The sequence below is a fragment of the Gammaproteobacteria bacterium genome (assembly GCA_013151035.1).
Lineage (GTDB): Bacteria > Pseudomonadota > Gammaproteobacteria > JAADJB01 > JAADJB01 > JAADJB01.
This window is the reverse complement of the sequence record JAADJB010000053.1, coordinates 1-13,737: the sequence shown is the minus strand read 5'-3', so window position 1 is coordinate 13,737 and position 13,737 is coordinate 1. Positions and strand designations below refer to the sequence as shown.

The 13,737-nt window shown below is 47.7% G+C and carries 13 protein-coding genes and 1 tRNA gene; 8 read left to right on the top strand and 6 right to left on the bottom strand.

From position 1 onward, the window contains the following. The first annotated feature begins 69 nt into the window (after positions 1 to 69). Positions 70 to 294 carry a hypothetical protein gene (locus GXP22_11265; GenBank protein NOX10040.1) on the top strand — a complete coding sequence of 75 codons (225 nt, stop codon included), beginning with the start codon at positions 70 to 72 and terminating at the stop codon, positions 292 to 294. Positions 295 to 297: 3 nt separating this feature from the next. Here the strand turns inward: GXP22_11265 and msrA are convergent, their stop codons facing one another. The 5 genes from msrA to GXP22_11240 all read right to left on the bottom strand — a co-directional run bounded on the left by msrA (position 298) and on the right by GXP22_11240 (position 5,955). Then, positions 298 to 909, bottom strand: a complete 612-nt coding sequence (gene msrA / locus GXP22_11260; GenBank protein NOX10039.1) for a peptide-methionine (S)-S-oxide reductase MsrA — start codon at positions 907 to 909, stop codon at positions 298 to 300. A gap of 5 nt (positions 910 to 914) precedes the next feature. Continuing rightward, the gene (msrB, locus tag GXP22_11255) at positions 915 to 1,409 is read right to left on the bottom strand and encodes a peptide-methionine (R)-S-oxide reductase MsrB (GenBank protein ID NOX10038.1); all 495 of its coding nucleotides are present in this window, start codon (positions 1,407 to 1,409) and stop codon (positions 915 to 917) included. A 66-nt stretch (positions 1,410 to 1,475) separates the two neighbouring features. Beyond that, positions 1,476 to 2,321: a M23 family metallopeptidase gene (locus GXP22_11250; protein ID NOX10037.1), complete on the bottom strand. Its 846-nt coding sequence runs from the start codon at positions 2,319 to 2,321 to the stop codon at positions 1,476 to 1,478. Further along, positions 2,318 to 3,670 carry an exodeoxyribonuclease VII large subunit gene (locus tag GXP22_11245; GenBank protein ID NOX10036.1) on the bottom strand — a complete coding sequence of 451 codons (1,353 nt, stop codon included), beginning with the start codon at positions 3,668 to 3,670 and terminating at the stop codon, positions 2,318 to 2,320. Before GXP22_11245 ends, GXP22_11250 begins: the two co-directional genes overlap by 4 nt. A 5-nt stretch (positions 3,671 to 3,675) precedes the next feature. Next, on the bottom strand, positions 3,676 to 5,955 hold the full coding sequence (locus GXP22_11240) for a tetratricopeptide repeat protein (protein NOX10035.1): 2,280 nt from the start codon (positions 5,953 to 5,955) through the stop codon (positions 3,676 to 3,678). Positions 5,956 to 6,134: 179 nt separating this feature from the next. On the opposite strand from GXP22_11240, the gene guaB reads away from it, so the two are divergent. From guaB to tadA, 4 genes are read left to right on the top strand one after another with little or no spacing between them, the layout of a single operon-like run. Then, positions 6,135 to 7,595 carry an IMP dehydrogenase gene (gene guaB, locus GXP22_11235; GenBank protein NOX10034.1) on the top strand — a complete coding sequence of 487 codons (1,461 nt, stop codon included), beginning with the start codon at positions 6,135 to 6,137 and terminating at the stop codon, positions 7,593 to 7,595. Continuing rightward, positions 7,555 to 9,177, top strand: a complete 1,623-nt coding sequence (guaA, locus tag GXP22_11230) for a glutamine-hydrolyzing GMP synthase (GenBank protein ID NOX10033.1) — start codon at positions 7,555 to 7,557, stop codon at positions 9,175 to 9,177. Before guaB ends, guaA begins: the two co-directional genes overlap by 41 nt. Beyond that, on the top strand, positions 9,164 to 10,369 hold the full coding sequence (locus GXP22_11225) for a Fic family protein (protein NOX10032.1): 1,206 nt from the start codon (positions 9,164 to 9,166) through the stop codon (positions 10,367 to 10,369). The genes guaA and GXP22_11225 overlap by 14 nt, the downstream gene beginning before the upstream one ends. Further along, the gene (tadA, locus tag GXP22_11220; protein NOX10031.1) at positions 10,360 to 10,827 is read left to right on the top strand and encodes a tRNA adenosine(34) deaminase TadA; all 468 of its coding nucleotides are present in this window, start codon (positions 10,360 to 10,362) and stop codon (positions 10,825 to 10,827) included. The genes GXP22_11225 and tadA overlap by 10 nt, the downstream gene beginning before the upstream one ends. 11 nt (positions 10,828 to 10,838) lie before the next feature. Here the strand turns inward: tadA and mltF are convergent, their stop codons facing one another. Next, positions 10,839 to 12,239 (bottom strand): membrane-bound lytic murein transglycosylase MltF, encoded by a 1,401-nt coding sequence (mltF, locus tag GXP22_11215; protein ID NOX10030.1) that lies wholly within the window; start codon positions 12,237 to 12,239, stop codon positions 10,839 to 10,841. 318 nt (positions 12,240 to 12,557) lie between these two features. Here mltF and GXP22_11210 point away from each other — a divergent pair. The 3 genes from GXP22_11210 (at position 12,558) to GXP22_11200 (ending at position 13,391) form a co-directional block, all read left to right on the top strand. Continuing rightward, positions 12,558 to 12,648 (top strand) — tRNA-Ser (locus tag GXP22_11210). Between the two features lie 78 nt (positions 12,649 to 12,726). Then, positions 12,727 to 12,969, top strand: coding sequence for an Arc family DNA-binding protein (locus GXP22_11205; GenBank protein ID NOX10029.1), 243 nt, complete (start codon positions 12,727 to 12,729; stop codon positions 12,967 to 12,969). Beyond that, positions 12,966 to 13,391, top strand: coding sequence for a type II toxin-antitoxin system VapC family toxin (locus GXP22_11200; protein ID NOX10028.1), 426 nt, complete (start codon positions 12,966 to 12,968; stop codon positions 13,389 to 13,391). Before GXP22_11205 ends, GXP22_11200 begins: the two co-directional genes overlap by 4 nt. Positions 13,392 to 13,737: the final 346 nt, after the last annotated feature.

Sequence of the window (13,737 nt, the reverse complement as noted above, 5' to 3'; positions counted from 1 at the left end):
GACCTTTGCGCCTCTATGGTGCAAAGGTCTCTTTTAATAAGGTTGGTTTTTATTGTGTGAGGTGGGCTGATGAGTAAGCAATTGCTTAAGGAAGTGCGTAAGGTTTTATCGGGTAAGCATGGGCCATTGGATGATGAAGAGTTGGAATTTCTCGCCAAAAAAATTAGTACGCTCGGTTTTAAACTGGGTTTTGCTCGTGCCTATGCTGCGGGACCACATCTGATGGAACGACTAATTGAAGAGCTTGAAAACAGGGATATGGAATCTGAAAAAATTCATGATGTTTTAAAATAGTTATTATTTCTCCCATACCCTTTCCAAAAACTGGTCGCGACCGGAACGATAACGATAATATTTGTAGCGAATGGGGTTGTGCTGATAATAGTCCTGATGATAATCCTCAGCAGGGTAAAACCGGCTGAAGGCAGTGATCTCGGTTACGATAGGTTTGTCGAAGCGTCCGGATGCGGCAAGTTGATCCCGGCTTTTAATAGCCAAGGCCTTTTGTTCCTCTGAATGATAAAAGATTGCTGAACGGTATTGTTGACCGATATCAACAAATTGTCGTCCCTCACTGGTCGGGTCGATATTCCTCCAGAATACTTCAAGTAATTTAGTATAGTCGATAATGCTCGGGTTATAACGTACCTGTACCACCTCGGCATGATGGGTTTTACCTGCCGATACCTCTTGATACGTTGGATCTTTCTCACTTCCACCAGAATAGCCAGATGTGGTGCTGATAACACCGGGTAGTTTGTCGAACGGGGGTTCCATACACCAGAAGCAGCCTCCAGCAAAGGTTGCCAGTTCTATTGACTTTGTATCTTTGTTTTGTTCCATAGCCTGTGCGCTCGTTAGAATAAGAAGTAATAACAGGGAACTCAATATATAGGATATACGTTTCATTCGAGTCACCCTTTATCAGGTATAAATTTTAGTGCCAGTCCATTGTTGCACCAACGCTTCCCTGTTGGTTTTGGGCCATCACTGAAGATATGTCCCTGATGTCCACTACAACGGGCACAGTGGTATTCGGTGCGGGGATAAATGAGTTTAAAATCCAGTCGGGTTTCAAGATTACAGGGGATAGCCGCAAAGAAACTGGGCCAGCCCGTACCACTGTCATATTTTTGGTTAGAATGGAATAGTTCCAGACCACAGCCTGCACAGGCAAAGACCCCTTTGCGCTTTTCTTCATTCAGGTGACTACTGAATGCGGGTTCGGTATCCTCTTCTCTGAGGATTTGATATTCAGCATCCGATAAGCGTTGCTGCCATTCCTGTTTGGAGTATTCGACTTTATCAATATTGCATACGGTTTTGTCTGTGTTATCCGCCATGATGATCCTGTGGGTCGTTACACCTGTAGCCAGTATGATAAGTTTTATGAAATTACGTCGTTGCATAATTGTATAGGATATACCAATAAAGCGACTTTTATTAACCTGTAATGAGTGTGGTGAAATGCCTGGTTAGGGAATCTGTGGGGGAGGTAGTAATAACAGGGGATCAATCCGGGCATTATTCAGGCTGATACTCCAGTGCAGATGAGGGCCGGTTACCCGACCCGTCATACCAACGGTACCGATGACCTCACCTTCCTGAATCGCCTGCCCCTTTTTTACCAGGCTCTTATTGAGATGGCAGTACATGCTGATGAGTCCCTGTCCATGATCTATCATAACGGTGTTACCGTTAAAGAAGAAATTACCTGTCTCGATGATCCTGCCAGCAAGTGGTGCCTGAATCTCTGTGCCGGTATCCGCTGCAATATCCAACCCGCTATGAGGTTTTCTCGGTTGCTTATTGAAGAATCGGCGTAGACCAAAGTGACTACTGATGGTGCCTTCAACGGGGAGTGAAAATTGTAGTTTATTAAGTGGTATCGATTCATCAAAGTGATTAAATGCCTTACGCATACGTGCGGACTCAGTATGAATGCGTTTGAGGTCTCTCTGTTCCGGGTTGACCTTGCGCTTGTTTTTTATCGTTATATATTGCGCCTCGTATTCCTTGTTCTTGACTATAAATGGAATACTACGTTGTGTGTGATGGGTCTTGACCTCCAGTATCTGTTGACCAAGAGGCGTTTTTAACGGGATACCGATGATGGCGTACCATGCACTATTGTGTTGAACGAGCATGACCGGTTTGTTGTTGAACCGGGTTTGAGGTTTTGTCTGGTTTTCGCTGGAGCCTATTTTTATAACAGCGATACCTCCAGGGACAACCTGTGGCTCGGGTAATTCCAGTGCCATGGTGATGTTATTGAAAAAAAATATGATCAGGCTGAGGACAAGTAAGCGTTGTTTTTTCATTTTTCGCTAATTCCCTCGACCTTGCAGAAGAGTCGGCCTTGTTTGAGTTGCACCTCGACACAATCGTCAATATGAATTTTGCTTGCCTCGCGCAGAATCGCACCGCTCTGGCTGTCTTTGGTGATGGAATAACCGCGTGTCAGGGTGGCAAGGGGGCTGACCATATTTAATGCCATAGCACATTGTTTGAAGCGCGCCTGATGTTGTTCCATGCTGTGTTTAATCGTTTGTTGCAGCCGTTTTTGCATCGCTTGTAGCCGTTGGCCTTGTTGATGTATAAAAGCCAGTGGGTTGTTATGTTGTAAACGGGCCGTCAGTAATGAAAGTTGGTTGTTATTTTGGATTAGTTTATTGTTAATAACATGGGTCAGACGGTGAATCTGATCGTTGAGGGTTTGTTGCTGTATCTTTAACCGTTGTCCGGGATGTTGCTGATGCAAGCGCTGTCCCAGCCAATCCAGTTTTTGTGCAGACTGGTTGATGTGGTGTTGAAAGCTACGGTAGAGCTTATCTGTAATATGCTGTAGTTTATCCAGCCATTCGCGTTGATCGGGGCTCAGAATCTCGGCGGCAGCCGAGGGCGTGGGTGCTCGATGATCAGCAACCAGATCGCTGATGGTAAAGTCGATCTCATGACCCACTGCGCTGACAATGGGTATGGAACATTGATGGATTGCATGTGCTACGACCTCTTCATTAAAGGCCCATAGATCTTCCAGAGAACCGCCACCACGACCAATAATTAACACCGCACAGTCTTGCCGTTGATCGGCTTGTTTAATGGCTGCTGCGATCTCGTCTGCGGCATGATCACCTTGTACGGCAACCGGATAAATGAGTACAGGAATGGATGGGAAACGGCGTTGCAGGATGCTCAGGATATCTCGAATCGCAGCGCCTGTGGGTGAGGTAATAATACCAATCCTGGTGGGTAGCGTGGGCAAGGCTTGTTTGTGAATGTCGTTAAACAGGCCTTGTTGAGAAAGTTTTTGTTTGAGGGCTTCAAAGGCACGGCGCAGGGCACCATCACCGGCTTCTTCTATCTGTTCAACAATAAGCTGATAGTCGCCTCTGGCCTCATACAGAGAAATGCGTGCCTTAACGATGACCTGCCCACCATTTTCGATACGGGTGTTGGCAGCACGGTTACGGTTACGAAACAGGGCGCAACGTATCTGGGCATGGGCATCTTTGAGCGTAAAATAGAGGTGACCAGAGGCTGGACGGGCAAGGTTGGATACCTCGCCTTCTATCCATAGCAATGGTAGCCCTTGTTCCAGTAGATCACGTGCCTGGCGGTTGAGCTGTGATACGGAAAGAATATCTCTTGTATTTATAGCCTTTTGCATTGGGCCTATCCGGGCTCCTTAATCCAGCATTGCCACATATCCCTGAAGGCCTGTTCTATATCGTGGGTAAAACGTTGACCATCACAGAGGGAGGATTGCAGCATGTCTTGACGTAGTTTTTGACGAATAGTCGCTAACGTGTTGGTATCCTGTGCCAGTTCTAGCGCCTTTGCAATATAGTCTTCGGTGTCTTTTGCTATCCATGCAGCAAGCCCTACCTGTTGCATGAAGTCTGCGCTAACTCGACTGGCGTGTTGTTTGCCATACTGACAGATGACAGGAACGCCCATATACAAACTTTCACAAGTGGTGGTGGCACCATTGTAAGGGAAGGTGTCGAGTGCGATATCAATGCGGTTATACAACTTCATATGGTCGACCATGGAGGCCGTCCAGGCAATAAGTTCAATCCGGTCACTACTGATCCCGTGCTCAGAAAAGCGTTGCAGAAATGTCTTGCGTACTTGTTCATCGCTCAGTGCTTTGTTTTTCAGGATCAGCGAGCTATCCGGTATTGCCTGCAACAAGGCCGCCCAGGTGCTGATGACATCATCAGTTACTTTTGCCAAGTTGTTGAAGGAGCCAAAGGTCAGAGGTTTTTGGCTTGCTGGTAAGTCCCCTACCGGTGGGCAATCGGGGTGTGGCTGGTAACATGAAAAGGCCTTGGGTAGACGTATGAGTTCTTCGCTATGGGGGTTGTTATCATCCTCAGGATCAACATAGGCATCGGTAATCCGATAGGCCATACGTTGCATACCCGTGGTATTAGGATAGCCTAGCCAGGTTGCCTGCACGGGAGCCGCTTGCCAGGCGAAGGTCAGCAAGTTATTACCTGCAGTATGACCGGCCAGATCAATCAGTATATCTATCTTGTCCTGTTTTATTCGTTGAGCAATTGTTGCATCATCCTGACCATAAATATTATGCCAATGTTTGGTATGGGCGCGTAATTTGGCGCTAGTTTTATCCTCATGTTTTACATTGGCATAACAGAAACTTTCTACCTGGCTTGGGTTGTGATGTTGTAACAGCGGTTCAAGGAAGAAGGCGACAGAATGTGCACATAGATCGGGTGAGATGTAGGCTATGCGTAAAATTTTATCGGGATCAGCGTGGTGCTTATTATGTTTAAAAGCAGTGATTTTTGCACAGTGTTGTTGATCCCATTGTTGATGCGCTGCGAGACTTTTTTTAGCATCATAGTCACTATGGTAGTTGAGGCAGAATAATCGATTGCTATGGGCGATATGATAATCAGGCTGGATCTCGATAGCTTGCAAATACCAGAACTCGGCCTCTTGCAGGCGACCTTGTGAGACACATAAATTGCCCAGATTATTGGCTGCCTCAGCATGTTTTGGATCAAGTTCCAGGGTCTTTTCATAGCTCTGTTCGGCAGCCGCCAGTCGTCCGCTGTCGGACAAGGTGACAGCGAGATTAAAGTGTCCATCGGCTAGTTCGGGTTTTAGACGTACTGCGACCTCAAGGTTATTGAGGGCCTCTTCTTTTTGCCCCAAGTCTTGTAAGGCATTACCGAGATTGGAATAAGCCTCGGCATAATCGGAGTTCCCCGTGATCGCCTGACGATAACAGTCAAGCGCAGTTTCGTATTGACCCAGATGGCGCAGGGTATTACCCAGGTTGTTGAGAGCTTCATGATACGCCGGTTTGAGTGTGATGGCCTGACGGTAGGATTGAGCCGCAGCATCATATTGCCCCAGGCTAAATAAACTGTTACCGAGACGAAAATGTCCCTCTGTTGCCTGTGGCATCTTGCTTAATAATTGTTGCAGGCTGGTGCATGCCTCACTATGGCGTTCAAGATATTGCTGTGTCACCGCTTGGTTAAACCAGGCCTGGGCTAATTCTGGCTGCATAATAATGGTCTTGCGATATTGTTCCAGCGCCTCTTCATATTGTCCCATTTGTTGCAGGGCGTTACCCATATCATGGTGTGCCATGGCAATCTGAGGGTTTAGTTGCAGGGTCTGCTGGAAGCTCTGGATCGCCTCCTGATATTTTTTCTGGTGTAGTTGGGCAACACCGAGGTTATACCAGGCCATTGGATTGTTGCCTTGTAGTTCAATGGCCTTGAGGCAGTATTGTTCGGCATGAACAAAGTCATTGAGTTGACCACAAATGGCGCTGAGCAGGAACCAGGCCTCAGCATCTGTCGGGTTGGCTTTGCAAAAGGCATCGCATTTTTTCTGAGCCTGGGGGAATTGCTGACTCTGGATCAATGCCATAATCTGTTGTTTGTTTACCATTGATGTATCCTTGGACATATCGTGTGCCAGAATTATTTTGATGATTGCATCATATTATGCCATGAGTATCGGGTTTTGGGTGGAATAGCCCGCAGAAGCGTGACTTTTATGTCACTCCATGATTTACCCTTGGGCGCACAGGTCTTATAATAGGCAGATTAACCTTTTCTAATATTATTTCACAGGATACAACTCTTATGCGTATTGTCGCTGAAGCCTTTACCTTTGATGACGTTTTGTTACTTCCTGCTCATTCTACCGTGTTACCCAAGGATGTGAGTCTGGTGACTCAATTGACGCGTAATATTACGCTCAATATTCCTCTGATATCGGCAGCGATGGACACTGTTACTGAGGGTCGTTTAGCGATTACCGTGGCGCAGGAGGGGGGGATCGGCATTATTCACAAGAATATGACGATTGAGCAACAGGCGGCTGAGGTGCGTAAGGTCAAGCGTTATGAGAGTGGTATGGTCAAGGATCCTATTACGGTTGCTCCAACGGATACTATCGAACAAGTGAAGGCACTGACACAGGCACATTCTATCTCGGGTGTACCGGTAGTCGATGGCGAGAACCTGGTCGGTATTGTGACTAATCGGGATCTGCGTTTTGAAACCCGGCTGGATAATCCGATTTCCTCTGTGATGACACCAAAGGATAAGCTGGTTACGGTATATGAGGGTGCGGGTCGTGATGAGATATTACGGCTTTTGCATGAAAATCGTATTGAAAGAATCCTGGTGATTGATGATGCCTTTCATCTACAAGGACTGGTGACGGTCAAGGATATTCAGAAGGCCTCGGATAAGCCCAATGCCTGTAAGGATGATCAGGGCAGTTTGCGCGTGGGTGCCGCTGTGGGTGTTGGTGCGGGCACGAGTGAACGTATTGATGCGCTGGTAGATGCGGGTGTTGACGTGGTTGTGGTTGATACCGCGCACGGTCATTCACAAGGTGTACTGGATCGGGTGCGTGATACCAAGCAGCGTTATCCTGAATTGCAGGTTATTGGTGGCAATATTGCTACAGGTGCGGCTGCGCTGGCACTGGTTGAGGCGGGTGCCGATGGGGTTAAGGTAGGTATTGGGCCGGGTTCGATCTGTACTACCCGTATGGTTGCCGGTGTCGGTGTGCCGCAGATAACGGCGATTGATAATGTAGCTCAGGCCCTGCAGGGGACGGGTGTGCCACTCATTGCTGATGGTGGTATTCGCTATTCGGGTGACATTGCTAAGGCAATTGTTGCTGGTGCCTATTCGATTATGGTCGGTAGTATGTTTGCCGGTACCGAAGAGGCTCCGGGTGAGGTTGAGTTATTTCAGGGACGTTCCTACAAGTCTTACCGAGGCATGGGTTCACTCGGTGCCATGGGCGGTAACCAGGGTTCCAGTGATCGCTATTTTCAGGAAGGTAATGATGCTGACAAGCTAGTGCCGGAAGGTATTGAAGGTCGGGTGCCGTTTAAGGGCTCGTTGCAGCCAGTGGTGCATCAATTGCTCGGCGGCCTGCGTTCGAGTATGGGTTATACCGGCTGTGCCAACATGAACGAGATGCGTGAACAGCCTGAGTTTGTACGGGTAACGGGTGCCGGTATGGCAGAGAGCCATGTGCATGATGTGCAGATCACCAAGGAAGCGCCAAACTATCGTGTCTAAAAATCACACCAATGATATTCATACTCAACGTCTGTTGATCCTTGATTTTGGCTCGCAGTATACCCAGTTGATTGCACGCCGGGTGCGTGAAATCGGGGTCTATTGTGAGATCCATGACTGTGAGGTTGATGAAGCGACTATTCGTGCTTTTGCACCCAACGGAATTATTCTTTCCGGTGGGCCTGAGACAGTCACCACAGATGCCGCACCACGGGCAGTGGATTATATTTTTACTGCCGGGGTCCCCGTATTAGGTATCTGTTATGGCATGCAGACCATGGCGAGTCAATTAGGCGGAGAGGTCGAGGCGGCTGACCACCATGAGTATGGTTTTGCCCAGGTGCGAGCCCATGGGCATAGCCCCTTGCTCAAGGATATCCAGGATATTGTTAATGAAGAAGGGCATGGCCTGCTGGATGTCTGGATGAGTCATGGTGATCATGTCACGGTGATGCCGGATGGTTTCAAATTGATGGCAAGTACCGATTCAGCACCGATTGCCGGTATGTTTGATGACACACGGCATTTTTATGCCCTGCAATTTCATCCCGAAGTCACACATACTCAACAGGGTGGCGAGATCCTGAGCCGTTTTGTACTTGATATCTGTGGTTGTGAGGCATTGTGGACGGCTGGTAATATCGCCAATGACAGTGTTGCCCGTATTCGTCAGGATGTGGGTGATGAAGAAGTGCTACTCGGTCTCTCCGGGGGTGTGGATTCCTCGGTGGTTGCTGCATTGTTGCATAAGGCGATTGGTGATCAACTGACCTGTGTCTTTGTTGATAATGGTCTGTTGCGTCATCAGGAAGGCGATCAGGTAATGGATACCTTTGCCGAGCACATGGGTGTTAAGGTGATCCGTGTTGATGCCGAGGATCGTTTTCTGTCAGCCTTGAAAGGGATCGATGATCCTGAGAAAAAGCGCAAGGTTATTGGCAATCTATTTGTCGATATCTTCGAGGAAGAGGCGGCTAAACTAGCTAATGCCAAGTGGTTAGCTCAGGGTACTATCTATCCGGATGTAATCGAATCTGCCGCCGCCAAAACCGGCAAGGCGCATCTGATCAAGTCACATCATAATGTGGGGGGGCTGCCGGATTATATGAAGCTGAGGCTGTGTGAACCCCTGCGTGAGTTGTTTAAGGATGAAGTGCGCCGGTTAGGTGTTGAACTAGGTCTACCTGCAAGCATGGTCTATCGTCATCCGTTTCCAGGGCCGGGACTGGGTGTGCGTATCCTGGGTGAGGTGAAGAAGGAATATGCCGATATCCTGCGTCTGGCCGATTATATCTTTATTGAAGAGCTCCATAACCATAATCTCTACGATAAGGTGTCCCAGGCCTTTACTGTATTTCTACCCGTCAAGTCAGTCGGTGTCACCGGTGATGGCCGTCGCTATCAATATGTGGTTGCCCTGCGAGCCGTAGAGACGATTGATTTTATGACCGCACGCTGGGCACATCTGCCCTATGAGTTTTTGGATCGGGTGTCGCGGCGTATTATTAATGAGGTCGCTGATATATCGCGTGTGGCTTATGATATCTCGGGTAAGCCACCGGCTACCATTGAGTGGGAATAAGCGGGTAACGACTGAATTTGGCGTGAATAAGGGCTATAATCACGCCATGAGATGGATATGGCAACAATCTGACTGGCCAAACTTCCGCTACGACAAGCGCATGTTTGAAGACCGGGATAATGCGTTTCGCATCAACTCAGAGCGTCTGATGGGTCGCTTTGAGGCACTGCCGATGGCTTATCAGGAAGATGCCACGATAGACTTAATGCTTTCTGAGGCAATTAAAACCAGTGCTATTGAGGGAGAGAAACTGGATCGGAAATCGGTCAGATCGTCTCTGCTCGCATTGATTGCATCGGATACGCTCCCTGATATATCAGACCAGAAAGCATTAGGGGCAGCCTCGCTATTGGTGGATGTTCGTAAGAACTGGCAAGCACCTTTGACACATGATCTGCTGGGCAAGTGGCAGTCGATGGCTATTCCTGAACAGCGCTACACATCTATTCTGCGTGGGGCATACCGCAACGATCCCTCGCCAATGCAGATTGTGAGCGGGTCTTACGGACGGGAAAAGGTTCATTATGAGGCACCGCCAGCGACCCAGGTGCCTGATGAAATGGCAAGGCTGATCGGCTACTACAATCACTCTAGCCCTGTGAGCGGAGATCAGGCACTACCAGGAATTGCTAGAGCAGGAGTTGCGCACCTCTGGTTCGAATTGATCCATCCCTTCGATGATGGTAATGGGCGCGTTGGCAGAGCGATTACTGATCATGCGCTTTCCCAATATCTCGGATATCCGACCACAGCCTGCCTTGCCACGGCAATCGAGGCGGATAAGAAATCTTATTCTCTGCAACTGGAGAAGGCGAGCCGTGGGAGTCTTGATATAAATGCCTGGCTGGATTACTTCTCCGACACGGTTAACGAGGCGCAGGAAATCGCCAGGGAAGAAGTGGGTTTTGTGCTGGCGAAGACACGCTTTTATGAAACCTGGGGCGAGCAGCTGAATGAGCGCCAGGCCAGGATGGTGTCGCGGGTGTTTGCTGAAGGCCGTAAGGGTTTTGACGGTGGGATAACGACCAAAAAGTATGAAGCGATTATTAGATGTCCCAACAGAACAGCTAGCCGAGATCTTTCCGATCTGGTTGCGAAGGGCATCATTATTCCGCTAGCGGGTGGTGGTAGAATAACCCGTTATGAGTTGACAGCAGTCGAACCGGGTGGGTTGGGTCTAAAATGGAAATAGATTCTACACAGGATCAGGATCATCACTGGATGCAGCAAGCGATCAGTCTAGCCGAACATGCCGCCTCACAGGGTGAGGTGCCGGTCGGGGCTGTTCTGGTGCGGGATAACACACTCCTGGGTGAGGGCTGGAATCAACCCATCTCTGCCCATGATCCCAGTGCCCATGCCGAGATGCTGGCGTTGCGTGCAGCGGCGACACAGCAACAAAATTACCGTCTGCCAGGCACCACTCTTTATGTCACGCTTGAGCCTTGTCTGATGTGTATGGGGGTGTTGTTGCATGCGCGTGTCGCCCGTCTGGTATTTGGGGCTCATGATCCCAAGGTGAGTACGGCGCAACGTATGCGCGAGCTGGCGGGTGAGGTGTCGTTGAATCATCAACTCGATATTCAGGGCGGGTTACTGGAAGATCAGTGTAGTCGTTTGTTAACCTGCTTTTTCAAGGCTAGACGTTGAATGCTAGTGCGCTACAGGGCTGAGGCGGTGGCAGTTTTCTCGTCGGTTTTGCGTACTAGAATATCGTAGTAACTACGGATATTCTCTACATATTGCAGCGCCTCATGACCTCGTGCATAGCCATGACGTAGTTGGCGATACCATTTTTTCTGACTTAATAAGGGTAAACTTTTTTTGATATTAACCCAGTAGTCAGGATTGTCACCATTCTGTAGTGCGATAATACGGGCATCCTCCAGGTGGCCATAACCGATGTTATAGGCGGTTAATGCCATCCAGGTACGGTCTGGTTCATTGACGCGTGCGGGTATGCGTGCGCGTATCTTTTCCAGATAACGCAGTCCACCATGAATGCTCTGAACCGGATCCAGCCGATTATCCAGACCCAGTTCACGCGTGGTGTTCAGGGTTAACATCATGATGCCCCGCACCCCGGTGGGTGATCGTGCATTAGGGTTCCAGTGTGACTCCTGATAACCCATTGCCGCCAGTAGTCGCCAATCGATGGCAGAATCCAAGCTGGCTTGCTTGAATATGGCCTCATATTTTGGCAGGCGTTTATCAATATGGTTGAGGTAACGTCGGGTGTTTACATAATCGAACTTTTGTACATGGCCATAATAGCGTTCAATCAGGTGTTCCAGGGTGCCATTTTCCTTTATGTCATGAAAGAAACTTTGTACCTCGTTATACAAACTGAGATCATCTGTTTTCGCAAATGCCCATGCCAGATACTGAGGGGCACCAATCTCTTGTGCTACACGCAACTCGGGATAGTAACGTCGGTTGATAGCAACCTCATTGGAGTCAGCGACGGTATAATCAATCACCTCTTCCCATACCATGCGGAGTAATTCTTCACTACTGAGCTCACTATTTTCCTGCCAGTTGAGATTAATATATTCCTGTTGCAGATGTTGTAGACGATCAATGTAGTTACCATTACTGATAATCTCCAGAGTACCGTCCAAACGATTGAGTTCCTGTGGACGTGTATTGCCCGCACGATAGACCAGTTGTGGGGAAATGCTTTGATAGCTACTACTGAACAATACCTGTTTCTGATGTTGTTCCGTGATGGCGAGACCAGCAGCTGCGAAGTCGGCTTTTCCTTGTTGGATTAACGGGATAATGTCAGCGAAATGGTTGGCAATGACCATGTGTAATTTGATGCCAAGACGTTGCGCGAACAATAATGCCATGTCATATTCCAGACCAGCATACCCATCATGGCTTTCATAATAGGTGGTTGCACTATTGTGGGTGATTACGCGTAGTTCGCCACCGCGTTTAATCTGTTCCAGTTGACTCAGGCGTGATTCACAGCCGAGCAGGGCTATCGACAATAAGATTGTTAGCCCAAAAAATAAAAGTTCTTTTGAGCTTAAAAGGTGTGGTTTTTTTGTTAACATAAGGCCTGTTTCAGGTTTCATGTACTGGTGTATCGTATAATATACCGTTAACTGTAGATGTTTTCATTGAAAAACCAGTGCTTGGTGAGTTCGAGGCAGTAATGGTTCTCCTCTACCAGAGACACGCCGTGAATACATCCCTCGGCAATTGTTCCTGCATTGCTCTACCTACCTACATCCATGTAGGCGTGTAGGCTCGACAGCTGCGTCCATGCGGCTGACCGGTCTCCGGTAGAGGAGAACGATTACTGCCTCTTGAGTTAATGGGGCGGTAGTATGGGTTGGGGGCAAATTTTAAATCTGTCCCCTAATTATTATGGAGAGGTGCCAGAGCTGGCCGAATGGGCTCGACTCGAAATCGAGAGTCCCTTCACCGGGACCGTGGGTTCGAATCCCACCTTCTCCGCCAATTTAGGCGGTTTTTTGTTGAAATGGGTTGATCTGTATACCATAATAATACCATATTGGTTTTATTTGGAGATATCAAATGCCTGCAATTACCCTGAAAAATATACCCGATTCCCTCTATGCACAATTAAAAACTGCGGCAAGTGTTCATCACAGAAGCTTGAATAGCGAAATCCTTTACTGCGTAGAACGCACACTTGGGACACATCAAATCAATGCTTCTGAACATATTGAAATGGCCAGAAAATTAAGAGCTAAAACGGTACGGCATAATCTTACCGACCAGGAACTAAATGATTTTAAAAATGAAGGTCGCCCATGATTGTTGTGGATACCAATATTATTTCTTATTTGTATATTTCTGGTGATCGCTCTCAACAAAGTGAGGATTTGTTATCTTCCGATTCTAATTGGGTTGCCCCCATATTATGGCGTAGTGAATTCAGAAATGTCCTAGCTCAATATTTACGAAAGAATTTATTAAGTATAGATGAGATTTTACTCATCATTCAACAAGCAGAAAAATTACTGACTGATCATGAATATGAAATTTCATCTGCGCATATTATGCAGCTTGTCAAAAGTAGCCAGTGCTCGGCATATGATTGCGAGTTTATTGCTTTAGCACAATATCTTGATGTTCCTCTTATTACAGCCGATAAGAAAATTCTTCGTGAGTTTTCAGAGATTACCCAAACCGCTGAATCCTACCTCAGAAATGGGGACGGAGGGATTATTATTTAATCCCTCCGTCCCCATTTATAGTAAATCAGAGAAGTTTATTCGAATTCAAATAGTTCTTTCACGGGTACACCCAGCACCTTGGATAGTTTCTCCAGAGGATTTCATGGTTAGAAGTGGTATTAGAGTTGCGTCTCAATCGTAACGAAGTTAAACCTCTGGTTCTGTTCGGGTTTTATCAGTGTCTGCCTGGGCAGAACAGGTTAAGAAAGATGAATAATCTAATTGGTAGTATTGGGGTAGCCTATTTAATGATATGCCTCCTCAGAAAAATTTGTGGGTGGTTTCCGGTACGGGTAAGGCTCCAAGCGTGTGATATAAAGCGATTTCAGCCGCATGGTAGGTTCGA

Coding starts and splice junctions, on each gene's coding strand:
- GXP22_11265 (NOX10040.1), top strand. CDS start 70: ATGAGTAAGCAATTGCTTAAGGAAGTGCGTAAGGTTTTATCGGGTAAG.
- msrA (NOX10039.1), bottom strand. CDS start 909: ATGAAACGTATATCCTATATATTGAGTTCCCTGTTATTACTTCTTATT.
- msrB (NOX10038.1), bottom strand. CDS start 1,409: ATGCAACGACGTAATTTCATAAAACTTATCATACTGGCTACAGGTGTA.
- GXP22_11250 (NOX10037.1), bottom strand. CDS start 2,321: ATGAAAAAACAACGCTTACTTGTCCTCAGCCTGATCATATTTTTTTTC.
- GXP22_11245 (NOX10036.1), bottom strand. CDS start 3,670: ATGCAAAAGGCTATAAATACAAGAGATATTCTTTCCGTATCACAGCTC.
- GXP22_11240 (NOX10035.1), bottom strand. CDS start 5,955: ATGTCCAAGGATACATCAATGGTAAACAAACAACAGATTATGGCATTG.
- guaB (NOX10034.1), top strand. CDS start 6,135: ATGCGTATTGTCGCTGAAGCCTTTACCTTTGATGACGTTTTGTTACTT.
- guaA (NOX10033.1), top strand. CDS start 7,555: ATGTGCAGATCACCAAGGAAGCGCCAAACTATCGTGTCTAAAAATCAC.
- tadA (NOX10031.1), top strand. CDS start 10,360: ATGGAAATAGATTCTACACAGGATCAGGATCATCACTGGATGCAGCAA.
- mltF (NOX10030.1), bottom strand. CDS start 12,239: ATGTTAACAAAAAAACCACACCTTTTAAGCTCAAAAGAACTTTTATTT.
- GXP22_11205 (NOX10029.1), top strand. CDS start 12,727: ATGCCTGCAATTACCCTGAAAAATATACCCGATTCCCTCTATGCACAA.
- GXP22_11200 (NOX10028.1), top strand. CDS start 12,966: ATGATTGTTGTGGATACCAATATTATTTCTTATTTGTATATTTCTGGT.